The sequence below is a fragment of the Membranihabitans maritimus genome (assembly GCF_021729145.1).
Classification (GTDB): Bacteria; Bacteroidota; Bacteroidia; order Chitinophagales; family Saprospiraceae; genus Membranihabitans; species Membranihabitans maritimus.
Window position 1 is genome coordinate 104,817 of the sequence record NZ_JAJSLW010000007.1, and the last position, 24,656, is coordinate 129,472.

The following is a 24,656-nucleotide window of genomic DNA, read 5'->3' on the forward strand; positions in this document are numbered from 1 at the left end:
AGTTCCTAAGGCTGCACTTCCTCAAAACCCAGCGCCAGTGAATTCAAGCAATATCTCAACCCCGTTGGCTTCGGCCCATCTTCGAAAACATGACCAAGATGTCCATGACAGCGAGCACATAAAACTTCCGTCCTTACCATCCCCAGCGAACGGTCAGTTTCTTCCAATACATTTTCATCCTTAATGGGTTTAAAAAAACTTGGCCATCCGGTTCCGGACTTGAACTTGGTTTGTGAGGAGAACAATGGAAGATTACATGCTGCACAGACATAAGTCCCTTCTTTTTTGTTATTTAATAATTCTCCTGTAAATGGGCGCTCCGTTCCCTTTTCCCTCATAATATGATATACCTCTGCACTCAACTCCTTTTTCCATTCCGCATCGGATTTTTCGATCTTTTCTATCGAAGAAGTAACATTATTATTTTTTTCATTAGACTGCGCTTTACTATTGTCACAACTTATGGTAAGAACTGTTGCTATTAACAAAAGCAAAAAAATATTTTGATTCTTCATCTTTCTATTTTTTAAAATTATCCTGGCGTTTTGACCATGTTTCAAACCTTTTGATCAAACCGGCAATAGAAATAAATACCAAAAAAGCTATAGTTACAACGATCAGAATACGCCTATAGTTGTCAGTTTCAGTAATCCCCACACCTGAAATTAACCCCGAAATCAAAATATGCACCGAAATCAAGACTATATAAGAAACGATCGCCTGGTTCCAATGCCGCTTAAAATTTTCCGCAAAAAGTAATGTAACAGATCCAAAAAATGCAAAAATCAAACACGCCACTGATCCGTATAGCCAGACCTCCATCAAATTTTCATTATGGGATCCTGATGATGAAAAAGCATATTGCAAACCAAATATTAGCAGACAAACTATGTATAATCCCGCGGCCATTTCATAAGGCCTTCTATAATTAAAGCTTTCAATATTCATCACACTGGTTTGACAAATAAATCATATTCAGTCGCATCTTCTACCAATACTTCTGCAAAGTCTCCCGATCGCACAAAATACTGATCTGCCCGTATAAGAACTTCATTGTCTACTTCCGGGGAATCGTATTCCGTTCTTCCGTAAAAATAATCCCCCTCCTTTCTGTCAATCAAAACCTTTATTACGGAACCAATCAACTCCTTGTTCTTTTCCATAGAAATTTCACGCTGCACTTCCATTAATTCGTTCATACGTGCCTGTTTAATTTCATGGGGCACATCGTCTACCAACCCATACGCAAAAGTATCTTCTTCGTGGCTGTACATAAATACTCCCAATCGATCAAACCGCTGTTGCTTTACAAAATCTACCAAATCGGCAAAATCTTCATCTGTTTCACCTGGAAATCCAACCAACATAGTCGTTCGAATAGAAATCCCAGGCACTGTCTCCCGAATCCGAGCCAGTAAATTTTCCGTGTCCTGACGCGTAATCTGTCGTCTCATTCTCTTGAGTACAGTATCCGAAGCATGTTGTAAAGGTATATCAAGGTAGTTACATACTTGTGGAACTTCTCGAATCGTATCCAATACTTCTAATGGAAATTTTGAGGGATAAGCATAGTGTAAACGGATCCACTCAATCCCCTCCACTTTTGCCAATGCCTCCAGCAATTCGGACAATGCCCTCTTTTTGTAAATATCCAATCCGTAATATGTCAATTCCTGGGCAATAAGTAAAAGCTCTTTTACTCCATGCCTGGCCAGGTTCTCTGCTTCACGCACTAAATCATCAATAGGTTTAGAAACGTGTTTTCCTCGCATAAGAGGAATAGCACAAAATGAACAGGTTCTGTTACAACCTTCTGAAATTTTTAGGTAAGCAAAGTGGGACTCCGTTGTAATAAAGCGCTCCCCAATCAATTCATGCCGATAGTCAACATCAAATTTATGCAGAAGAGAAGGCAATTCCATAGTTCCGAAATAAGCATCTACTTCCGGTATGTCGCGCTCCAGGTCTTCTTTATATCTGTGGCTAAGACATCCAGTAACATACACTTTGTCTACACTTCCCTGTTTTTTATATTCTACATATTCCAGAATGGTATCAACAGACTCCTCTTTTGCTAAATCGATAAATCCGCAAGTATTGATAATGGCAATATCACAGTCTGCTTCTTCATCATGGACCGTCTCTATATCATTCGCTTTCAATTGGGTAATTATATTCTCAGAATCTACTAAATTCTTTGAACACCCAAGCGTCACTACTTTGACTTTCTGATCACGTATGCCTTTTGTCCTCACTTTATTTTTTTGCTTTTCTAAACATTAAATCACAAATTTGACGTTTTGTTTATTAAAAATACCATCGTGCAACGAATTTTATTTATTCCCATACTTTTTATTTTTACTTTCTCGGGATATTTTGCAACGGCACAATTTAGTTTGGAAAGCCGTTTCCACTTTGCCCCCACTTCATCTGCAGATGAAGAATCCATGGGCAACCATCTTGACCTTTCTGCACATTATTGGACCCGGCTCAAAAATGTAAGGATTGAATTCCAACCCGGAATACTCTACCAATATTATTTATCATCTAATTTTGCAGATCATGCCCTGGGACTGACTATTCCTACCCATTTTTACATACTTGACATGCTCAATGACTGTGATTGTCCTACATTTTCCAAAAATGACTACCTGGTAGAAAAAGGATTTTTTATTCGGCTAGCTCCTTCCTACATACGACCTTTTTCAGATAAAGAGCTTTGGTCTAATCCTGGCATCGCAGAAGGAGAAATAGGCGTTGGATTAGATATTGGGCTATCGGACCTGGTCACTATTACCCCCCTTCTGGAATATAAACATCAATTCTATTTAAATTCACAACTTCCCTCTACCGGTTATATCAACCTTGGGGTCTCTATTCTCTTTCGTACGGATTATCGCAGAAGGTATAGATAAATAAAGTATGTGGAGGAAGAAAATATTATAACAGCATTCTATTACAATTCTCTATAATACAAATTTCTTGCTTCCATACGCATTCCTCCATTATGACATTGTAATGCTATAAGCCCCTGTTTGTATTCGGTGTCTTTGTGCTTTGTAACCCTTTTTCCGTTAATCCAGATTTTAATTTTTGCCCCTTTGGCACGAACTCTCATTGAAAACCATTCGCCATCTTTCGTAAGGAGCTCTTTCGCCTCACCTGTTGGCGTTCCCGGCTTCCACAACCATCCGGTAAAAGCATCCTGGTGATTACATATCTGGGCTTCATATCCTTGAGGATACCCATCCGGATTATCTTCTGGCGGATAGCACCGAAAATATAAACCCCCATTGGCTCCGCCCCCGAGATCTACTATTCGAAATTCCCCTTTTATTTCAACATCCTCTACTTCAGGAACGGCATATAAATGCCCATTGGCTCCAGAACCTACAATTTTTCCATCCTCTACCTTCCATTCAGCTTTACCACGAATAGTCCAGTTTTCCAGATTTTCTCCATTAAATAGCGATATCCAATTATCGCCCTGACCATATAAAAAAGAGGCACTTATAACAAATACAAATAGCAGATATAATTTATTCATTTAATAAAGTTAGGAATATGATAAATATTGCAAAATAATAACAAACAAAAATACCGAATTAAATCTCATACAACCAATTTACATCACTATCCCGGGAAGAAATCTATTCTACCGTTCAAAATTAAATACCTTTGCCTGTTAAATAGTAAGATAGCTCATGAAAAACCGGAATGAAATACTCAATAAATTAGGGATTGATTCGCTGAATGACATGCAGAAAGAAGCCATAAGTGCTATTGGTGACAACCGGCAAGTGATCCTTCTCTCTCCCACAGGTACGGGTAAAACGCTTGCCTTTCTCTTACCCCTCATAGAAAAAATGGATCCGGATATAATAGGAGTACAAACATTAATTTTGGTTCCATCCCGCGAACTGGCCATTCAAATAGAACAAGTAGCCAGGGATATGGGTAGCGGTTTTAAGGTCAATGCTTTTTACGGTGGACGGTCTTTTTCAAAGGACAAGTTGGAACTCGACCACCCACCATCCATTCTTATAGGCACCCCGGGGCGAATTGCAGATCACCTGCGAAGGGATACTTTTTCCACGACAATAATTAAAACCGTCATTCTGGACGAATTCGACAAATCCCTGGAAGTAGGTTTTGAAGAAGAAATGTTTGAAATCATTTCAGCCCTACCTGCGTTGGAAAATAAAATTTTAACCTCAGCTACCAGCTCTGCTTCCCTGCCGGCTTTTGTAGGATTAAAATCGCCAAAGATCATCGATTACTTATCCGATTTCACAAACAGTCTCTCCCTGAAAATTATAGAGTCACCCAAAAAAGATAAATTACCAGCCCTGTGCAATGCCCTTCTCCATCTACAAAATAAAGCAGGTATCGTTTTTTGTAACTTTAGGGATGCAGCAGAAAGAGTGAGCCAGGGACTATCGGATAAAAATATCAGCCATGGGCTTTTCCACGGTGGCATGGAACAAATTGACCGGGAAAGGACCCTGATCAAATTTCGAAATCAATCTATCAATTTAATTGTATCCACCGACCTTGCCGCACGTGGTATAGACATCCCCGAACTGGATTTTATAATTCATTACCATTTACCTGCCCGGAAACACGAATTCATCCATAGAAATGGTAGAACGGCGCGAATGAATGCCAAAGGAACTGCTTACATTCTCAAATGGATGGACGAGACATTGCCTGACTACATCCCCAATGCTGAAATCCATAAATGGGATAGCGAAGTTCCTCCGGTAGAAGATCAATGGGTTACTGTATTTGTGTCCGGGGGAAGAAAAGACAAAATTTCCAAAGGCGATATAGCCGGGCTATTCTACAAACAAGGTAAATTACGTAAAGACCAATTGGGAACCATCGAATTAAAACAAGATTGTGCTTTCGTGGCCGTTCACCGCGATAAAGTGCAACAACTTATTACATTAGTAGATAACTCCCGCCTTAAAAAAAAGAAAGTGAGGGTGAAAAAGGTGTAATTTTTATATAGATCACTTAATCTGACAACACAACACCGATGAATATTAAGGAGTCAGACTGTTTAAAATTAGCGAAATTCGACTAGGAAGATTGAATTCACTGTTTATCTCTTTAAATCCTTTCGTGGGCAGAAGGATGCGGTTTGGGTAGAGATTTCTTCCCCCTTATTCGCTTTCAGACTTGAAAAAGAAAGGTGACTTTACCGCGCACTCGGCCCTTTATATTATCCTTATTTAAAACACTGAGAAGGGTGACCGAATATCCTATCCAGGCAAGAGGATTTCCCCCAAAGAATGATACAACACGTCATTGTCATCCATCCTGCAATCTCCTATACAAAATGTTAATTTCCGAATTCAGATTAATAGTTTTGGAGGGTACATCAAGTTAGTTCTTTGGTGAATTATCGATAAAATAAGACCCTGGGAATCGAGTTGAAAAATTCAATTAATAGATGTTGTTCTGTTTTGATTTACAGAATTCTCAATTTCATTTAAATAGCCAAACTAAAAAAACGGAATTCAACCCGGCCCGGTCTATTATGATTATAATCTGTTTGTCCCAGTTAGGCTCAAATTTATTTATTCAAATCACCTAATGCCCATTTTATACCATTGTCAAGGATCTTAATGAAATTTTTATTTTCAAAATCATTCGGATGTCCTAATGAAGTATAAAATACATGACTATTGTCATCTGTAGTTCGAGTCCAGGCAATAGGATGACTTGGTTCACTTTCAAATTTACCCTCTAAATAAATCTTGGCATTTTGGTCAAGTAAGGGTGCTACTAAATATAACGTACCCTTACTTCTCCAATTTCCGGGTTCAACGCCTTGAACAATAGAATGATTATTATTTTCAGGAAATAGAAGGACTTCCGTACCGAATTCTTTTGGACCATATCCCTTATTTTCACACCCAAGAATCTCAGGTACAAAACCCCACCAATCTTCATACCCTTCATTAATCTTATCCTTTTCCCGAATAGAAAATGCATGATTTGCCGTTCTTATTCCAACCAAAGGTTTTCCCTGGCTTAAATAATCTTTAATCAATTTCATTTGTTCTTTTTTTAAAGCAACCCGACGACAAAAAACCACTAACAAATCAGTTTTTTCTAAAATATCAAGACCTGAAAAATGAAAAGATGTTCTGTCACCTTTACCTAAAATAACGGTTGTTTTGTAACCGTATGTTTCTGATATTCTTTTAGCATAGGAAGGAATCGTCAGATGAGCTTCATAATTATCAACATCTTCGCTTATTAAGAAAACGATATGCTTCTTTTCCCCGGAAACAGGAGTTGAAAAAATAGGTGCTTGAAATGCAACTATTAGGACTAAAAGTTGTAGAAATTTCAAAATTCCAATAGTTTGTACATTAACATAATTAAGGTATTTAAGTTTCATATTTATAATTCATTTAGTCTATTTCATTTATTAATTTTTCGCAAAATATCCGGAGTCCAATAATCTCTCTTTTGAAGACTTACAACACTGCGGGTCTGGCCTATTTGTTCGGGATTGACGGACGAAGCCTTATTGCCCCAGGAATTTCTTACAAAAGTCAGTATAGAAGCAATAGTTTCATCGCTTAAATAATCATGTCTGGGCATTACCCCTGAAATATCCTCACCGCGTTCTTTAGCGCCACCTGAAAATCCCTGTAATAAAATTCTAGCCACGATTTCAGGATCTTCCTGGACCCAATTACTGCCCGCCAGTGAAGGACCAACTCCTCCAATTCCCTGGCCTTTTTCACCGTGACATTCTTTACAAGTTGCATAATAAACCTGACCCCGGGCAAATAACTTTTGTTCATTTTTGGAAAAATGGGTCAAGTCCGTATTTTCAATGTCTAGAACGGAATTCTCAATGACTGACAGCAATTCATCACAATCTTCATTTTTATTTGAATCCCAATTATATTTTTTTCGCAGAATATCTACTATTTGAATCTCTTTTTGATAAATACTTGTTAGCATCATTTCCTTAAAGTAAATAAAATTAGAAGAATTCAAACTGTTATTAATCATTTGTGCCATTAAATCCAACGCCTTATCTCCAGGAACTTCTCCCAATGTCCCCATCAATTGCAACTGGACTGGAACCGGGAATTTTAAAACATCTTTCTTCGTCAAAAATGAAATAATATCAAAGGAATTTGAAGAAAGCATGGGTTCTAAAATTCGTATGGCCGAAGCCTGGATACGACTGGAAGGAATTTCCATTGCTTTTATTGCTAAATTGGTTAATTGTTTTGAGTCATAATGAGAACGACTGTACCCTTCTAAGGTCCACAATGCATGTAACCGGGCATATTGACATTCTGAATCGTTTAGTACCATATTTTCTAATTGGGGTATGATTTCTTTTGGAGAGCATTGTACCAGAATTTGTTGTGCCTGATCGCGATACCATCCGTTTTTGTGGCGAAGAAATTCCAATAGATCTTCAGGGTTTAGACTGCTCAGTTGGACAGAATGATTTAAATCCCCGGTATTTTCTTTTTTAATTCTATATATTCTTCCATAAGGACCATTAGCCTTATGCAAGCCATTTTCAATTGTATAATTAAGTAGATGATCTGTAATGAATCTGACGTATTCAATAATTCCACGATACATATCAACCACATATATAGAACCATCAGGTGCATTATATAAGTTTACAGGACGAAAACGTTCATCGGTGGAGGTAAGAAACTCCTTACCATCATATGCAAATTTCACATTAACGTCCAACTTATCAGGCTTCCAGTCTACAATAAACCTTTTTATTAAGTTTCCAGCCGGTTCAGGCGTAAAAGCATTTTCACGGTAAGAGGAATCGAAATTATCTCCTCTATATATCAATGGTGAGGTAGCCGCTGTATATTGTCTTAGCGTTCCATCTTCACGAGTCACCACTCCTACTCTATATCCTCTGTTCACGCCTGTAACATGGGCAGGCCATAACGGTTCATATGGGGCAATTGACTCGTCAATGCCCTTCGTCAAATCAAATTTTGGATGCCTGTCACTATATCCATATGGGACTAGATGGGTACGTAAAGGACGGGTATTACTTCCGGAGTATAGACGTCCCCAACTATCCTGAGTTAATCCCCAGGCTCCTAACCGTTCGAAATACCGTGTTTCCCATTTTCCGTTAATTCTGCGATAACTTTCCAAACCATCACCAGTACTATGAATCCAATTATCCATTCCCCACAGCAAACCACTAGGTAAAGTGGCAGTCACAATGGTAGTATTCGGATCTCCATAATTCCGAGACACTAGTTCCTTTACATCCCCTCTTCCGTCCCCTGTAGTGTCTCTAATAAACCACAAGTCCGGAGGAGTTCCTACTAATATACCATCCTTTAAAACCTTAATGGCCCTTGGAAGAATTAAACCACTATAAAATTCATAAGAAACATCCATCATTCCATCATTGTCAGTATCATCCAATACAACAACACGCCCTTCCGGAACACGTTCTAATTTTACTGTCTCTTCTTCATTTTTATCGTAAACCGGCATATAAGAAGGCATATCAACTACCCACAAACGGCCATCTGCATCCACATCCATTGCAACCGGAGAAGTTATCATCGGTTCGCAGGCTACCAATTCTATTTCGAACCCCTCCTCCAATTGAAAAGTTTCTAATGCCTCCAGAGGTGGCAATGGAGGTTTTTTTAATCCGGAAAATTCATAATAGTCGATAGCACCGAATGAATCCGCTACCCAGTTATTTTTATTGGTATAGAGTGGCAAGTCCAGACCAGAAACGGATTTTATTGAATCATTCTGTTTTAAAAAAAATAATACCACAAAAACACCTATTGCCAGGATCAATGTTCCATAGTTAATAAATTTTCTACTTACCATAATTTTCTGATAATAATTCTAAAAATGTTACAACAAAAAATAACTGTCTGCTCTCTATACTCTGACGAGTTTAGGTTGATTTACTAATTATTCCACTTGCACAATGAATGTAAATTATTTATCGTCCAGATTAACTCAAGTCATTTTTCAAACCTAAAATTGAATCTGCAAGACATAAATATGACACTTACATTTTGCAAAGTTTTAATCCATCGATGTATTATACATATTCTAAATACGACCTGCGATCTTAATTCCGGTTACTGTTTACAAGGCTGTAAAAGCGACAAAATAGTCCTTAAAATGAACTAAATCCCAAACAATCGGCTCGCATTTTTATACAGTATCTTTTTTCTAACTACCCTTCCGGATGATAATCTTCGTATAGCACTAATTGTATGTTCACCTATACATTTACCCCCACCAGATAAAGAATCATGACAATCACTTCCAAACATCAATTTATCCTGATGTTTTTCCAAAAAATATCGGGCATGGTCTTCATCCCTCATCAAAGAATTTAGCCCAGAATTAGCTGATAAATCTCCGTACATATTCTCGTAATCACTCAATAACCTATCAGTCATTCCTCCTGGTGTGACAGAACCTTTGGGATATAAATTATTTGGATCTTTATAATTTTTATCAATATAGGCCCACCAGGTCTGGGCATGCCCTATAAAATTAACATTCGGATATTTTTCTAACATTTTATAAAATCTGGTAAAACCGTAATTATACATTTGATGCTCCCAATGCATTAGAATGGGTACATTAAACTCCTCTGCCAGACTGTAAATCCTCTGCATATCTTGAGAATCACAATCAACCCCAAACTTCACTTCTCCAATAACTTTTGCTCCGCGCTTCAAATAAGACTCAATTACTTTTACAGAATCCTCCAAATCAGGTACTTCATTGACTCCAAAATAAATTTTCCCTTTATATTTTTCAGCCAGATTAAGACAACTTTCATTGCCTCCAGCTTCTGCAGCCAATCCATTAGCTTTTCCGAAATGCGTTGAGGCCCTATCTACCGGACTTCCGGAAGGCAAAAGAATAGTTTTTTTTATTCCTAAATGATCCTGGTGCTTTATCAGGTCAGTATTTGATCTGCCCTTGAACTGAATATGTTGATGGATATCTATTATAGGTTCTCCATCCGGAAGACTGCTATTTCCTGAATTTAAATAATAAATAGGAGCTGCAGATAATAAACTGCCAGATTGAACTAAAAATTTCCTGCGGTCTATTGCCATATGAAAAGAGTTTTAAAAATCTAATAAAGCTTTAGAAGCGTCAACATGATGAAATTTCAATAAAATGATGCCAAAGCTTAAAATATAATTAAACTCCTATTCCATTCTCAGTTTGTATCCCTACCATACTTTATCATTGTATATTATATAATATCCCGTATTACTACAGATGCTACAAGATAAAGAATAAAACCAATACCTAATTTATTTAAAAGGAAAGAATTTAATCCTCAATTTCCTTGTTTTGACTTCCAAACTAATTAAACTGTCAAATATTGGAATACAAAAAAATAAATATTATGCATACATAATATAAGATACTGATAATTTAAAAAATAGTTATCTAGACTATTTCAACACCTATTGGTAACCTTTAACCAGGAAACGATAGGCTGGTAAAGTTCATTCACAGGATTGATACGAAGATCTACTGGTACGAAGCGACCGGGTATAGCTTTGTCCAACATGACCAAATAAAACAAACTTAATTTCGTTCAATGAAACAAAAGACAAATATACGACTAAACTACTCTTAATATTACTTCTTTCAAGGCATAAAGCATATAATTATATAAATAATATATTACACCAATCAGATCTCCTTATCACCTATCAGCCGCTTCTTGAAAAACTATAAAACAAGTATAAAAGCTGTAAAATAAAAAATCACAACTAACTAAATATCAATATTTTAAACACTTCCCACTCTACTAAGAAATTGTAGGAGGTATTTTATTTTCTAGGATAGAAATATTCATTTCCCATATCTTAGTAAGATAATTAGTAACGAATGACACAACAACTTAACAAGTACAGTAAAACGCTAACAAAAGATCCGACTCAACCCGGAGCACAGGCAATGCTTCACGGAGTAGGTTTGACAAGAGAAGATTTTGATAAAGCCCAGGTGGGAATTGTAAGTACAGGATGGGAAGGTAATCCATGTAATATGCACTTGAATGACCTGGCCAAGGATATCAAAAAGAGTGTAGTGGCAGAAGATCTAGTCGGTCTTATTTTCCACACAATCGGTGTCAGTGATGGTATCTCGATGGGTACTGACGGGATGCGATTTTCTCTTCCGAGTAGAGATATCATTGCCGATTCCATAGAGGCTGTCTGCTCAGCCCAGTATTACGATGCTGTTATTACGGTAGTGGGTTGTGACAAAAATATGCCGGGTGCCATGATGGCCATGTCCCGACTCAACAGGCCATCGATTATGGTATATGGTGGTTCTATATCCCCGGGTATATTGGGTGGCCGAAAACTCGACATTGTCTCTGCCTTCGAGGCCCTGGGAGAATTCGGTGCAGGCAACATTACGGAGAAAGAATATTTGGATGTAATAGAAAATGCTATTCCCGGACAAGGTGCTTGTGGAGGGATGTATACAGCTAATACTATGGCTTCAGCTATTGAGGCTCTGGGGCTTAGCCTAACATATAATTCATCAATTCCGGCCAATAGTCCGGAGAAGAAAAAGGAATCGGAAAAAATTGGGAAGGTAATCCGACACGCGCTGGAAAAAGATATTAAACCACTCGACATACTCACAAAGCAATCTTTTGAAAATGCCATATCATTGGTTACTGTATTAGGTGGATCTACAAATGCAGTACTTCACCTATTGGCAATTGCCAAAACCGCAAATATTGATTTGACCATTGACGATTTCCAACGAATAAGTGACCGAACACCATTGCTCGCAGATTTAAAACCGAGCGGACAGTATGTTATGGAAGATCTGTACAATATAGGAGGAGTTCCCGGAGTTATGAAGATTCTTTTGAAAGAAGGGTATATCGACGGCAATAGTCAAACAGTATCAGGCAAAACCATTGGAGAAACATTAGAACATGTCCCGGATCTGGATCAAGGCCAAAAGATCTTACGAAGTTTGAAAGATCCTGTTAAAAAAAGCGGTCATTTGCAGATTCTGTATGGGAACCTCGCAACTGAGGGGGCCGTTTCCAAAATAACCGGTAAAGAAGGCGAAGTATTCAAGGGCCCTGCCAGGGTTTATAATTCTGAAAAAGACCTTAATCAGGCTATTGGAAACAAGGAGATTCAAGCCGGTGACGTGGTAGTCATCAGATATTGCGGCCCCAAAGGTGGTCCGGGAATGCCGGAAATGCTAAAACCGACCTCTGCCATTATGGGCCAGGGACTTGGCAAGAAAGTTGCTTTGATTACCGATGGAAGATTTTCTGGCGGCACCCATGGATTTGTAGTGGGCCATATTTCACCGGAAGCGCAGGTAGGAGGATTAATCGGATTGGTAGAAAATGGCGACATTATAGAAATAAATGCTGTAGACAATACGCTAAACGTAGAATTGTCCGAAGAAGAGATAAAAAAGAGAAAAGCAAATTGGGTAGCCCCTAAAATAAGAGCTGAAAACGGTCATTTAAGGAAATATGCACAATTAGTATCTTCAGCGAGCGAAGGTTGTGTAACTGATAATTTTTAAAACCTCACTGGTTATGATCAACATCAAAAATTCTATTGAGTTAAGTGAACAGGAAAGTAAAAAGCCCATTAATATTTCAGGTGCTGAAGCAGTACTTCAGTGTTTACTTGCTGAGGATGTAGACACTATTTTCGGGTATCCCGGAGGTGCTATTATGCCTGTATACGACGCACTCTATCACTATATGGATAGACTTCGTCACATCTTACCTCGGCATGAACAAGGCGCTATCCATGCGGCAGAAGGATATGCCAGGGTTCTCAGGAAACCCGGCGTCGTAATGGCTACTTCAGGCCCTGGTGCCACTAATTTGATTACAGGGTTGGCTGATGCCATGCTGGATTCTACGCCTTTGGTATGTATTACCGGTCAAGTCGTAAGTTCACTCTTAGGCTCGGATGCTTTCCAGGAAACTGATGTAATAAGCAGTACAATGGCTGTTACCAAATGGAATCACCAAATAACCAAGGCTTCGGAAATACCTGAAGTTTTTGCCAAAGCTTTTTATATTGCCAATTCAGGACGCCCCGGGCCGGTTCTTATTGATATTACGAAAGACGCTCAATTCGAAATGTTCGATTTTGTCTATACCAAAATTAAACGAATTCGATCGTATCGTCCATTGAGAAAGCCCCTTCCTGAAAATTTGGAAGCCGCTGCGGAACTCATTTCAAAATCTAAGAAGCCTTATGTACTTGCCGGGCATGGGATCCATATTGCCGGTGCACAAGAGATATTCAAAAAGTTTGTAGAAAAGACCAATATGCCTGTAGGTTGGACAATTCACGGGATGGGGGTTTTGGCTGATGATCACCCTCTTAATATGGGTATGTTGGGAATGCACGGAAAATACGCGACAAATATACAAACTGCAGAATGTGACCTGATTATAGCAATAGGGATGCGTTTTGATGATCGAGTAACCGGAGATGTTAGCCGCTTCGCTACTCAAGCTAAGGTGGTCCATATCGAGATAGATCCCGCTGAGATTAGTAAAAATGTAAAAGCTGAAGTTGGGATTTGTTCAGATGCTAAAATGGCATTGGAAAAGTTGATCGATATGGTGCCGGAAAAGGACCATAAAGAATGGATCGAATCCTTCCATAAGCTGGATGAAATTGAAAATGAAAAAGTAGTAAAACGAGATATAACTTTTGACCCGGAGTCTACAGACCAAATAAAAATGGGTCAAGTAATCAACTTGATTTCTGAAATTACCAAAGGCCAGGCAATAGTAGCCACAGATGTCGGGCAACATCAAATGTCAACTACCCGCTACTATAAAGCTATGGATCAAAATTTATTGGTCACTTCAGGTGGGGCCGGCACTATGGGTTTTGGACTACCTTCTGCCTTCGGAGCAAAAGTAGGAAGGCCGGATAAAGAAGTCGTTTGTATAGTCGGTGATGGTGGCTTTCAAATGACGCTCCAGGAACTCGGAATGTTGAGCCAATACAATGTAGGTGTTAAAGTCATCATTCTCGACAACGAATTCCTCGGAATGGTAAGACAGTGGCAACAATTATTCTTTGACAAAAGATATTCTTCCGTAGCTTTGCAAAATCCGGATTTTGTAAAAATTAGCGAAGGCTTTGGTGTTCCGGCGAAGAAAATTTCGGAGCCAAAAGATTTAATACCGGCGCTAGATGAAATGTTTTCTCACAACGGACCGTATTTATTGCATATCATGGTAGAAAAAGAAGAAAATATTTTTCCTATGGTACCTTCGGGAAGTACTCCTTCTGAAATAGTATTAGAATAATATGATTATGGAAAAGAAAGAATTTACAATATCGATATTCACTGAAAATCTTCCGGGACTGCTTCAGAGAGTGGTAGGAAATTTCACCAAGAGACATATTAATATTATAAGTCTGACAACTTCTCAATCATCGGTATCCGACATTCATCGATTTACAATAGTAGTCAATATCGAAGAGGAAAAAATTGAAAAGTTAGTTACAGCTTTAGAGCGCTCTGTAGATGTATTAAAAGCATTTTACTACCACCCCAACGAAATAGTATACCAGGAAATAGCATTATTTAAAGTACCGGCATACAAATTCAACGAAAGCAACCAGGTCGAAAATATGATCCGAAAGCACAATGCTCATATTTTGACCCTCGATCCTGACTTCGTCATTATTGAAAAAACAGGACATGAGCCTGAAATTGATGCTTTACTTGTTGATTTAAAAAAAATCGGCGTTTACGAATTTGTAAGATCGGGACGCGTAGCGGTTACCAAGCACATGGAACCGCTCAACAATTATTTGGAATCCATTCAAAAAATAGAAATTAATTAAAAATCGAAACAAATGGCAAAAATGAATTTTGGAGGCGTTGAAGAAAACGTTGTAACCAGAGATGAATTTCCTTTATCCAAGGCACAAGAAGTCTTGAAAGACGAGGTAGTAGCAGTGATAGGATATGGTGTTCAGGGCCCCGGACAGGCACTTAACCTAAGAGATAATGGAATTAATGTAATTGTCGGTCAAAGAAAGCCTTCTAAATCATGGGATAAAGCAGTAGAAGATGGATTTGTCCCGGGAGAAACGCTTTTTAGCATTGAAGAAGCAATACAGAAAGGGACCATTATTATGTATTTGTTGTCCGACGCAGCACAAATTCAAGTTTGGCCAAAAGTAAAAGAAAACTTGTCTCCAGGGAAAGCGTTATACTTCTCTCACGGATTTGGTATCACGTACAACGACCAAACAGAAATAATTCCTCCCGAAGGTGTGGATGTAATTCTCGTAGCCCCTAAGGGTTCCGGAACTTCACTGAGACGGTTATTCCTTGAAGGAAGAGGATTGAACTCCAGCTATGCAATCTATCAGGATGCTACCGGAAAAGCTAAAGACAGAGTTGTATCTCTTGGAATTGCAGTGGGATCAGGATATTTGTTTGAAACAACTTTCAAAAGAGAGGTGTTTAGCGACCTTACAGGTGAACGTGGGAGTTTGATGGGCGCGATCCAGGGACTTTTTGAAGCACAATACAATGTTTTGCGTAAGAATGGCCATAGCCCATCTGAAGCATTTAATGAAACCGTAGAGGAATTGACTCAATCACTTATGCCATTAGTGGCGGAAAACGGTATGGATTGGATGTATGCCAACTGCAGTACTACTGCACAACGTGGTGCTTTGGACTGGAAAGATAAATTCAGAGATGCTGTAGCCCCTGTTTTTGAAGATTTATACGAAAGTGTAGCAACAGGTAAAGAAGCCAAACGTTCCATTGATACTAATAGCCAACCTGATTACAGAGAAAAACTGGAGGCTGAATTAAAAACACTACACGAATCAGAGCTTTGGTTAGCAGGTAAGCAAGTTAGGTCTCTAAGGCCTGAAAATGAATAATGTAAATGTCAAATACTACAATAGAAAACTCTAAGTTAATAGACATAAAAAATATGGAGGAGGCGGCAGATAGATTATCTGCCGTTATCCAACATACCCCACTTTATTATAGCGAAATTCTTTCTGAGGAATACGAATGTGACGTCTACCTCAAAAGAGAAGATATGCAAAAAGTGCGCTCCTATAAAATCAGAGGCGCCTATAATAAAATAGCATCATTATCGGATGAAGAATTGGCAGCAGGAATTGTATGTGCCAGTGCTGGTAACCATGCACAGGGAGTGGCACTTTCCTGCCAACTAAAAGGCATAAAGGGCACTATTTATATGCCCAGTACCACACCTAGCCAAAAGGTAGAAAAGGTAAAATTCTTTGGAAAGGATTATGTAGACTTACACCTGGTGGGAGATACCTTCGACGATGCGTATGCATTGGCAATGAAAGATTCTCGTGAAAATGGGAAGACTTTTATACACCCGTTTAATGACCCCAAAATCATTGCCGGCCAGGGAACGGTTGGTCTGGAAATTTTAGAATCGATCGGTGATAAAAAGATAGACTATCTATTTCTTCCCGTAGGCGGTGGTGGACTTGCCAGTGGTGTAGGATCCGTTATGAAACAAAAGAGTCCTGAAACAAGAGTAATTGGTCTGGAACCAGAAGGGGCTCCAGCCATGTGGGAATCCTTTCGAAGAGGATACCTGGTCAACCTGGAAAAAATTGACCCTTTTGTTGATGGAGCAGCAGTTCGCCAGGTTGGAGACCTTACATATCGCATTGCCAAGGAATGCCTTGACGACATAACCTTAATTCCCGAGGGCAAAGTTTGTTCCACTATATTGAAATTGTATAACGAAGAGGCTATAGTCGTGGAACCTGCCGGAGCATTGAGTCTATCTGCATTAGATTTCTATAAGTATCAAATTAAAGGCAAAACTGTTGTTTGTATCCTCAGCGGAGGGAATAATGACATTACCCGAACAGAGGAAATCAAAGAAAAATCACTATTATATGAGGGATTAAAACATTACTTTATTATCAATTTTCCTCAAAGAGCAGGGGCATTAAGAGACTTTCTTAATAATGTCTTAGGTCCTAGCGACGATATCGCTTTTTTTGAATATGTCAAAAAAACAAGTAGAGAATCAGGACCCGCAGTAGTAGGAATCGAATTGAAAAGTTCTGAAGATTACCAGGGATTAATTCAAAGAATGGATAAATACCAAATAAATTATCAGAATTTAAACGACGACAGCACGCTTTTTGAATTGCTGATTGGATAGAAGCTATAGTTTTTATCACTCGTAATTTACCTTCCGGAAAGCTAACTAATCTTACATTAATAATTATTTACAACCGGATAATTAACCTGATTCCAATGTGTCAACTCAAACATTGTTAAATTGAAGAATTATCCTATACCTTTTATACGAATATATGCCCTTACATTCGTTATTAGCTCACATTTATTAACTTCATTGTGATAATTTCCCTGCTTATGTAAAACATTAACATTTTAAAAATATTCTTTAATAATGTTAAATCGTCAAAAAAATAAAAAGCATGAGAAATCTAATCTTGGCATTCATATTTTGTATTCCGCTAGTTGTGTCTGCTCAAAAAGGAGACAATAACTATAATGTCATTTCAGATGGGATTGTTAAATTGTATAATGATAACAAATACACTGAGATTTACAGTCTCTACTCCCCTATGCTAAAGAAATTCCAGTCTCCGGATGAATCCAAAAAATATTTGGATGAAATAAAAGGTAAGTATGGAAAAATATCAAATAAAAAGTTTGTCAAATTCCAACAAAATTACGGTATTTTCGAATGCCAGGCCGAAAAAGGTAAAGTTAACTTACGGATCTCACTTGATGAACAGAAACGATTAGTAGCTTTCAATTTTGGACCACAGTAATTTAACGCCAATTTTAAACCCCACTAACTAAATATAAAAAACCTTATCACTTATGGCTTCCAACCAATTCGTGTCATGAGAGATTAATAGAATACTGGATTTCGAATTCTCTTGCCACGATAGAACTTTCTTCCAAATATCACTTCGAAGAGATGTATGTATAGATGAAAAACTTTCATCAAAAATGATAAGGTCTGGTTTAGCAATAAGCATTGATATAACACCCATTCGCTGTACTTCACCCCCTGAGAGTTCCGATGGGTATTTCTTTAATAAATTATGATTCAACCCAAATTCCCTGGTGAATTGATCAATTAATTCTATCGGGGTTTTGTTTGCCCTGCAAATTTCCAACAGGGAAGAGTGTATCTTCATCCTGGGATTGAACGCAGTAGAGACTGATTGCGGTAAATATCTAATGTTGAAGCTTTCCTCGAATAAATTGGCCGATGCTATTTCTTCATTATCGTTCCAGTATAATTTGCCAAAGTTGTAGGGGACCTCATTTATCAAGGCTCGCGCCAACGTCGTTTTCCCAACTCCGGAAACTCCGGACAAACCAGTGACTCCGTTTTTGACAATAAAAAAGGTATCGAAGTATAAAAAATCCTTTTCATTCCTTCCTGGTAAAGAAATCTTTAATCCTATAACCTTAATCAAAAATTGCGGATCGAATCTGCTTCCATGTGCCGTCATTATTGTCTCTAATGATTTTTTTTGAGAAAGAACCATTTTTTTCTCCTCCGTAATTTCATATGGTTCCAGGTCGAACTTTTTCAACAACTCTTTTTCATGGGATATGATAATGAGGCCTATCTTTCGGCGGGAACAAAAATTCAATACAAAGTTTAAAAGCTTTTCGGAATTAGGAATATCAATATTTGAAGTGACTTCGTCGAGAATCAGGAGTCTTGTCGACCTAATCATAGCGAGTACCACCCCACATCTTTGTGCCTCTCCTTGAGAGATTTCACTTACCTTCCTATTTATAAATTCTGCAGGTCTTTTTATACCTAAGTAGGATAAAGACTCACAAACCTCATCTATATTCTTTAATCCACCTTTTTTGGCGTTGGATAAAACGTCTCTGAAATGATGCCCAATACTAAAATATGGATGAAAAATTTTATAGGGATTTTGTCTTACATACATTGGAGCCATTAATTTTTGAACAGATCCAATACCATCATACTTATCCGTCTCTGTATATAGCTCCAGGCTCTCAGCCCTTACATCATACAATTCATTATTCAATCCGGCCAACCATTGGGCAAAGGAACTCTTCCCACAACCGGTCGGTCCGGAAATAAAGATTCTGGACCCGGTTGAGATTGAAATTCCTTCCAGAGAGAAAAGCAATTTATCTCCCAGTTCAAAAGTCAAATTTTTGATCTGTATAATTGCTTCCCTCACAACAAAACTTTATGTTGATTTTATAGCACTAATTAGATTCCCGAGGCCTCCAAATATTATTCTCTCTGTTGATATCAGCCAACCTCCCACTAGCATCAATTTCAATCGATTTGATCTCTCCCAAGTTACCATCCACTGTGAAAATATAATATGGCTCTACCCAGGGCCAGTCCTCTGCATGAGTTAGTTGAAGATTCCGGTCTTTTTCTTTTTGCCCTCTCATGATACGCAAAGGGATATTAACGACCTCCAGACTTTCATCCCGATAGGTTATATACACATCTAACGGCATAGGCATTAAACCTTGCCTACTCAGTTGAATAGCTATTGTATTAGGATCTTCGGAATAAACACTATCGATACTGTAATCAATGGTTTTAGTAGAATTCACCCAGTATTCTTTATACCAATCAAGCTCCAGGCCTGAAGTTTTCTCAAAAATGCGAATTACATCATTTGGTTTAGGATGCTTGAACTTCCAATCTTCAAAGTATTTTTTGAATGCAATATCAAAATGATCTTTACCTACTATATATTCTAATTGATTTAAAAAGATTGCTCCCTTTACATAAGAAGCAATCGAATATGCATAATTCGTATTAAAGTGATCAGAATGTGTGGTCAATGGTTCTTCTAATCCACTTTCGGCTAATTTAGCATAACTGTTGTACGTCAAAATAAAGGGGTTTTCTATCTGTTTACCCGGTAGCATCTCCTCCCCTTTTAAATAATTCATAACTATCGACGAGGTATAAGAAGTAAATCCCTCGTCCATCCACGCATAAAGACTCTCATTTGTAGCGAGAGCCATCTGATACCAGGAATGCATCAATTCATGCACACTCACCCCGGTCAAACTGCTAATTGAACGATGTCCTGTAATCAAAGTTGCCATCGGGTATTCCATACCTCCATCCCCTCCTTGAATAAAAGCATACGTAGGGTAAGGATATTTTCCATATTTTTCACTTACGAAACCAAATACTTTTGCCATTTTCGATGGCAATTCTTTCCATGCTCTCGTTTCACTACCAGGTTGATAGAAAAAATGCATTTGCGTCCCGTCATCCGCCTCCATTTTCTCATGAACGTAATCGGGATCTGCAGCCCACACAAAGTCGTGTACATCCTCAGCTATAAAATGCCATGAAATTTGGTCTTTCCCAGAATGATCCACAGAATGGTCAGAATAACCATAACCTATTTCACTGCTATTCTGCAATATTCCGGAAGCCGCTACAAGGTAGGTTGGGTCAATATTAATGGTCACATCAAAATTACCCCAAACCCCGTGAAACTCTCTCCCAACATACGGATTGGAATGCCAACCCTGTTCATCATATTCGCATACCTTAGGATACCATTGGCTCATACTATACCGAACCCCCTCCAAGTTATCCCTTCCGGATCTGCGAATCTGCTTAGGTACCTGAGACGCAAATTCCATAACAAGTTCCGTCGTATGTCCGGGAAGTATAGGTTCTGCCAATTCAACTTCCAGAATAGTCCCATCAACCAGGAAATTTGCATTCTCCCCGTCTTGTCGTAGGGATTTTATTTTGTGATAACCAATTTCTCTGTTAGACAATTTGGAAATCCGATCCATGACTCTGGAATCAGGGTCTGCTATGGTTCGGGAACGTACATCCATCATACTTCCAGGTTGAAATGCATTGAAGTACAGATGATAAAACACTGAATGCAATGTATCCGGTGAATTATTAGAATATAATACGGTCTGCTTTCCTTCAAATTGATTTTGTTCAACATCCATATCTATATTCATGGTATAATCCACAGACTGTTGCCAATAACATTGGCCTCTAGCAAACACCATTCCCTGAATCATTAGGATGCCCAGGAAGAAAATTTTAATCATATCTTTCAGAATTTATGTGAGTATTTGTTCGAATTTGTCCAAATAGATAATTGAAAGAAGGCCACTTGAACACCCTTCTGAATAATATTAAGATCAAGGCCATCACCGCAAGATTGGATATTACCGATATATAAGTAAGATCTTCAGAAGCTTTCATAAATAGGGCGGGTGTACCTGCCATGACTGAATCTTCATATCCTACAAATAAAAAAGCAAATAAATTATTAATATAGTGTACTCCTAATGGGATTTCCAATCCATCATCCATTATTGTAATAATACCAAAAAACAGGCCCATTCCAATATAAAGGCTCATGGATTTAAATAATCCATATTCTGCCACTTCCGGATTTCCAAAATGCAACAAACCAAATAACATGGATGTAGCAAATATCGGTATCCATCTGAATTTGGAAATTAGTCCAAACTGTTGGAGTAGATATCCTCTTAGCATCAATTCCTCCGCTGAGGTCTGAATCGGCAAAATCAGAAGACCTAACAGTAAACACATGAAAAACGGTATTGGATCAAATTGTAGCGTATATACCGAGGGATCAGACAGATACCCCACGACCTCCATTAAGATCAATACGGATAACCATAGACCCATTCCAATCCACATTCGTTTCCACCGGAATTTGCCACCTCCGGTAAGGACAGATAAAATAGGCCTTTTGTGAACGTATTTAGTACCGACAAAAATACCAATGATAAAACCCGCAAAAACAAATAACATAAGTGCAAAACCAATAGGACCTGTATATCCCATTAATTCTTCCTGACTCAATCCATTAATTACTGTATAGATCAATAAAGGAATAGATGTTATGAAATAAAATGCGAGCGATATTACAAATGTAATTGTAAAATCGAGTAAGCTGTTCTTACCTTTCTCCCTGGCATTTTGATAAAACTTTGTACGCACTTTCTTTCGCCTGATTTATTTTTACAAAACCAAATTATTTCTTGACATAAAAGACTTTTATATCAAGATTCAATGAAATTAAGAAACGAAGATAAAACTTTTCGCTGAATGCTTATTTGATCTTCACTTTTAACTCACTTGGCTGCACTCTTAACATTTTGTTAATAACAGGAACTCGAAACAATGTAATGATAACAGTTAGAACCGGATTTTTGAAAGTAAAATTGTGAAGGTTTAAAATAAATAGTAACTTTGAATACTACATAGTTTAAAATCAAGTTATTCAATGAAATCTAGTCACCAAAAACTTCTACTAATTTCGACAATAATCTTATTAGTTTTTGCGAGATTGCTTCCTCATCCTCCTAATTTCACACCTTTGGGGGGAATAGCAATTTTAGGAGGGTGCTATTTTGGTAAATCATATCTGAAATATCTAATACCATTAATAGCATTCTACATTTCAGATCTATTAGTAAGCAATTTACTGTTTAAATCTTTTTATCCTGACCAGTCTTTTGTTTTCTTTAGTAGCCATATGATCTGGAATTATATCGCGATCATTATTATTGTGTTTATCTCAACTTTATTTTTAAAGAATAAAAACTTCAAAAATATTTTGGGAACTTCCCTGGCAGGAGCTGTGGTCTTTTTTATTATCAGCAATTTCGGTACCTGGATGGCAGGGACAATGTATTCCAAAGATTTTTCAGGTTTAATGACTTGCTACTTTGCAGGACTTCCATTCTTACACAATACCGTTTCATCATTTGTTCTCTTTAGCGCTGCAGGCTACGGTATTATTGAATATGGACATCAACTATTGGGAAAAAAAGTACTTTCGTAATATCAAGAATTAACTACTGATTTTTTTATTCACCAGTCCATTTCTCCTCTGGTATATCCCATTTATAAGCAATATACCTTGAAAGAGTAAAAAGGAAGTCTGACATTCTATTCAGGTATTGGATGTAAAGAGGATTAATAGACTCTACCTCTCCCAATTCCACTACTTTACGTTCGGCTCTTCTGCAAACCGTCCTACAGATGTGACACATTGAAATTACCGGGTGTCCTCCTGGGAGTATAAAGTTTTTCAGGGGTTCCAACTCGCGGTCCATTTCATCAATCAACTCTTCCAGTAATTCAATTGAGATTTCTTTTAGTTCAGGCAAACTTCCTTTGTACTTGTTAGCATCAGCAGCCAGGATAGAACCCAAATTAAACAATTCGATATTTATTGCGTGAAGATGGGCTGTATATTTTTCTTCGAAGTACTCTGCTTTCAATTGATCCTTTAAATGCCCAATAAATGCATTTAATTCATCGACATTACCATAAGCATCTACTTTTATATTGGACTTTGAAACTGAAGTTCCACCCAGTAATTTCGTTCGTCCGGTATCTCCTCTTTTCGTATAGATCTTCATACTAATCTTTGTGGATGACTTTGGGTACCGTAAAATAGCGATCCTCCGTAGAAGGTCCATTTTGCAAAGCTTTCTCGATCTGGATTGACTCCCTTGGAACATCTTCTCGCCATCCATTGACTACATCGGTAATATGACGTAGCGGTTCAACCGAATCCAGATCCAATTCTTGCAACTTATCGAACATTCCGACGATGGACTCCAAATCCTTTTTTATTTCCTCTCGTTCGCTGTCACTGAGCTCTAGTTTACTTAGTTTTTCCAGCTTCCTAATTTCCCAATCCTGTATCTCTTTCATTTACTATTAAAAATTAAAGTTAATAGTCAAAAATATAAAATGTTGATCAAAGAATGGAAATTAGGCTAATTTACTTTGCGATGGTTGGATTCAGGCTAAAATTGGTTCAGTGGGAAAGATAAATAAATGAGTAATAAGGGCAGAGTATTTCAATTTATTTATATTTTAGTCCTTCGTAAAAAATGGAAAAAGTATTTCACATCGCAGTAGCCGGAAATATTGGTGCCGGAAAAACCACCCTCACTACCAGTCTATCCAAGTATTTCGGTTGGAAAGCCCATTATGAAAGTACAGAAAACAACCCTTATCTTATCGACTTTTACGAAGATATGAAACGATGGGCTTTTAATTTGCAAATCTATTTCCTTAACTCCCGTTATCAGCAAATTCTAAAAATCCAACAAGGAGAAAATACAGTTATTCAGGATCGTACCATTTATGAAGATGCATTTATTTTCGCTCCTAATCTCCATGAAATTGGGCTAATGTCAACCCGTGATTTTAATAATTACAAAGGACTGTTCGACACTATGACATCCTATATCTCTCCTCCGGATCTTTTAATTTACATTAAAGCAGGAATTCCTACGCTCGTATCGCATATTCAGGACCGCGGCAGAGAATATGAAGGGAATATGAGTTTGGATTATTTAAAAAAATTAAATAAACGTTACGAAGATTGGATTTTAAGTTATAATGAAGGACCTTTGTTAGTTATTAATGCTGATGAATTGGACTTCAAAAATGACCCCGAAGATCTGGGGGAAGTAATAGATAAAGTTTCCAGTCAATTACATGGTTTGTTTTAATA

General features: G+C 37.9%; 22 protein-coding genes. 10 read left to right on the forward strand and 12 right to left on the reverse strand.

Annotated elements, in window-relative coordinates:
• Nucleotides 1-5: 5 nt before the first annotated feature.
• From msrB to rimO, 3 genes are read right to left on the reverse strand one after another with little or no spacing between them, the layout of a single operon-like run.
• The gene (msrB, locus tag LVD47_RS09975) at nt 6-515 is read right to left on the reverse strand and encodes a peptide-methionine (R)-S-oxide reductase MsrB (RefSeq protein WP_236975659.1); all 510 of its coding nucleotides are present in this window, start codon (nt 513-515) and stop codon (nt 6-8) included.
• A gap of 4 nt (nt 516-519) precedes the next feature.
• On the reverse strand, nt 520-948 hold the full coding sequence (locus tag LVD47_RS09980) for a hypothetical protein (RefSeq protein WP_236975661.1): 429 nt from the start codon (nt 946-948) through the stop codon (nt 520-522).
• The gene (gene rimO, locus LVD47_RS09985) at nt 948-2,255 is read right to left on the reverse strand and encodes a 30S ribosomal protein S12 methylthiotransferase RimO (RefSeq protein WP_236975663.1); all 1,308 of its coding nucleotides are present in this window, start codon (nt 2,253-2,255) and stop codon (nt 948-950) included. The genes LVD47_RS09980 and rimO overlap by 1 nt, the downstream gene beginning before the upstream one ends.
• Nucleotides 2,256-2,321: 66 nt before the next feature.
• Here rimO and LVD47_RS09990 point away from each other — a divergent pair, with 66 nt between their 5' ends.
• Entirely contained in the window at nt 2,322-2,915 is a 594-nt protein-coding gene (locus tag LVD47_RS09990; RefSeq protein WP_236975665.1) for a hypothetical protein, read from the forward strand.
• Nucleotides 2,916-2,956: 41 nt separating this feature from the next.
• Here LVD47_RS09990 and LVD47_RS09995 read toward each other — a convergent pair whose 3' ends face one another.
• Nucleotides 2,957-3,547 (reverse strand): 3-keto-disaccharide hydrolase, encoded by a 591-nt coding sequence (locus LVD47_RS09995; protein WP_236975667.1) that lies wholly within the window; start codon nt 3,545-3,547, stop codon nt 2,957-2,959.
• Nucleotides 3,548-3,704: 157 nt separating this feature from the next.
• Here LVD47_RS09995 and LVD47_RS10000 point away from each other — a divergent pair, with 157 nt between their 5' ends.
• Nucleotides 3,705-5,003 carry a DEAD/DEAH box helicase gene (locus LVD47_RS10000; protein WP_236975669.1) on the forward strand — a complete coding sequence of 433 codons (1,299 nt, stop codon included), beginning with the start codon at nt 3,705-3,707 and terminating at the stop codon, nt 5,001-5,003.
• Between the two features lie 578 nt (nt 5,004-5,581).
• Here the strand turns inward: LVD47_RS10000 and LVD47_RS10005 are convergent.
• The 3 genes from LVD47_RS10005 to LVD47_RS10015 form a co-directional block, all read right to left on the reverse strand.
• Entirely contained in the window at nt 5,582-6,415 is an 834-nt protein-coding gene (locus LVD47_RS10005; protein WP_236975670.1) for a ThuA domain-containing protein, read from the reverse strand.
• A 23-nt stretch (nt 6,416-6,438) separates the two neighbouring features.
• Nucleotides 6,439-8,880, reverse strand: a complete 2,442-nt coding sequence (locus tag LVD47_RS10010; RefSeq protein ID WP_236975672.1) for a DUF7133 domain-containing protein — start codon at nt 8,878-8,880, stop codon at nt 6,439-6,441.
• A gap of 308 nt (nt 8,881-9,188) precedes the next feature.
• Nucleotides 9,189-10,139 carry an amidohydrolase family protein gene (locus tag LVD47_RS10015; protein WP_236975673.1) on the reverse strand — a complete coding sequence of 317 codons (951 nt, stop codon included), beginning with the start codon at nt 10,137-10,139 and terminating at the stop codon, nt 9,189-9,191.
• Between the two features lie 790 nt (nt 10,140-10,929).
• Between LVD47_RS10015 and ilvD the strand changes: the two genes are divergently transcribed.
• The 6 genes from ilvD (at nt 10,930) to LVD47_RS10045 (ending at nt 17,900) form a co-directional block, all read left to right on the forward strand.
• Nucleotides 10,930-12,612 carry a dihydroxy-acid dehydratase gene (gene ilvD / locus LVD47_RS10020; RefSeq protein WP_236975674.1) on the forward strand — a complete coding sequence of 561 codons (1,683 nt, stop codon included), beginning with the start codon at nt 10,930-10,932 and terminating at the stop codon, nt 12,610-12,612.
• 13 nt (nt 12,613-12,625) lie between these two features.
• On the forward strand, nt 12,626-14,374 hold the full coding sequence (gene ilvB, locus LVD47_RS10025) for a biosynthetic-type acetolactate synthase large subunit (protein WP_236975675.1): 1,749 nt from the start codon (nt 12,626-12,628) through the stop codon (nt 14,372-14,374).
• A 7-nt stretch (nt 14,375-14,381) separates the two neighbouring features.
• The gene (gene ilvN, locus LVD47_RS10030) at nt 14,382-14,918 is read left to right on the forward strand and encodes an acetolactate synthase small subunit (RefSeq protein ID WP_236975676.1); all 537 of its coding nucleotides are present in this window, start codon (nt 14,382-14,384) and stop codon (nt 14,916-14,918) included.
• Nucleotides 14,919-14,930: 12 nt separating this feature from the next.
• Entirely contained in the window at nt 14,931-15,977 is a 1,047-nt protein-coding gene (gene ilvC / locus LVD47_RS10035) for a ketol-acid reductoisomerase (protein WP_236975677.1), read from the forward strand.
• A 5-nt stretch (nt 15,978-15,982) separates the two neighbouring features.
• Nucleotides 15,983-17,260: a threonine ammonia-lyase gene (gene ilvA, locus LVD47_RS10040; protein WP_236975679.1), complete on the forward strand. Its 1,278-nt coding sequence runs from the start codon at nt 15,983-15,985 to the stop codon at nt 17,258-17,260.
• Nucleotides 17,261-17,540: 280 nt separating this feature from the next.
• A complete protein-coding gene (locus LVD47_RS10045; RefSeq protein WP_236975681.1) occupies nt 17,541-17,900 on the forward strand; it encodes a DUF3887 domain-containing protein in 360 nt (119 codons plus the stop codon).
• Nucleotides 17,901-17,927: 27 nt separating this feature from the next.
• Here the strand turns inward: LVD47_RS10045 and LVD47_RS10050 are convergent, their stop codons facing one another.
• From LVD47_RS10050 to LVD47_RS24070, 3 genes are read right to left on the reverse strand one after another with little or no spacing between them, the layout of a single operon-like run.
• Complete coding sequence (locus LVD47_RS10050) at nt 17,928-19,313, reverse strand: ATP-binding cassette domain-containing protein (protein ID WP_236975683.1); 1,386 nt, start codon at nt 19,311-19,313, stop codon at nt 17,928-17,930.
• Nucleotides 19,314-19,341: 28 nt separating this feature from the next.
• On the reverse strand, nt 19,342-21,192 hold the full coding sequence (locus LVD47_RS10055; RefSeq protein ID WP_236975685.1) for a M1 family metallopeptidase: 1,851 nt from the start codon (nt 21,190-21,192) through the stop codon (nt 19,342-19,344).
• A complete protein-coding gene (locus LVD47_RS24070) occupies nt 21,185-22,117 on the reverse strand; it encodes a CPBP family intramembrane glutamic endopeptidase (protein WP_236975686.1) in 933 nt (310 codons plus the stop codon). The genes LVD47_RS10055 and LVD47_RS24070 overlap by 8 nt, the downstream gene beginning before the upstream one ends.
• Before the next feature lie 286 nt (nt 22,118-22,403).
• Here LVD47_RS24070 and LVD47_RS10065 point away from each other — a divergent pair, with 286 nt between their 5' ends.
• Entirely contained in the window at nt 22,404-22,964 is a 561-nt protein-coding gene (locus LVD47_RS10065) for a DUF6580 family putative transport protein (RefSeq protein WP_236975687.1), read from the forward strand.
• Nucleotides 22,965-22,989: 25 nt separating this feature from the next.
• On the opposite strand, the gene LVD47_RS10070 is transcribed toward LVD47_RS10065, so the two are convergent.
• A complete protein-coding gene (locus tag LVD47_RS10070) occupies nt 22,990-23,547 on the reverse strand; it encodes a cob(I)yrinic acid a,c-diamide adenosyltransferase (RefSeq protein ID WP_236975688.1) in 558 nt (185 codons plus the stop codon).
• A 1-nt stretch (nt 23,548) separates the two neighbouring features.
• Entirely contained in the window at nt 23,549-23,845 is a 297-nt protein-coding gene (gene gatC, locus LVD47_RS10075) for an Asp-tRNA(Asn)/Glu-tRNA(Gln) amidotransferase subunit GatC (protein WP_236975689.1), read from the reverse strand.
• Between the two features lie 182 nt (nt 23,846-24,027).
• Between gatC and LVD47_RS10080 the strand changes: the two genes are divergently transcribed.
• A complete protein-coding gene (locus LVD47_RS10080) occupies nt 24,028-24,654 on the forward strand; it encodes a deoxynucleoside kinase (protein ID WP_236975690.1) in 627 nt (208 codons plus the stop codon).
• Nucleotides 24,655-24,656 lie beyond the last annotated feature (2 nt).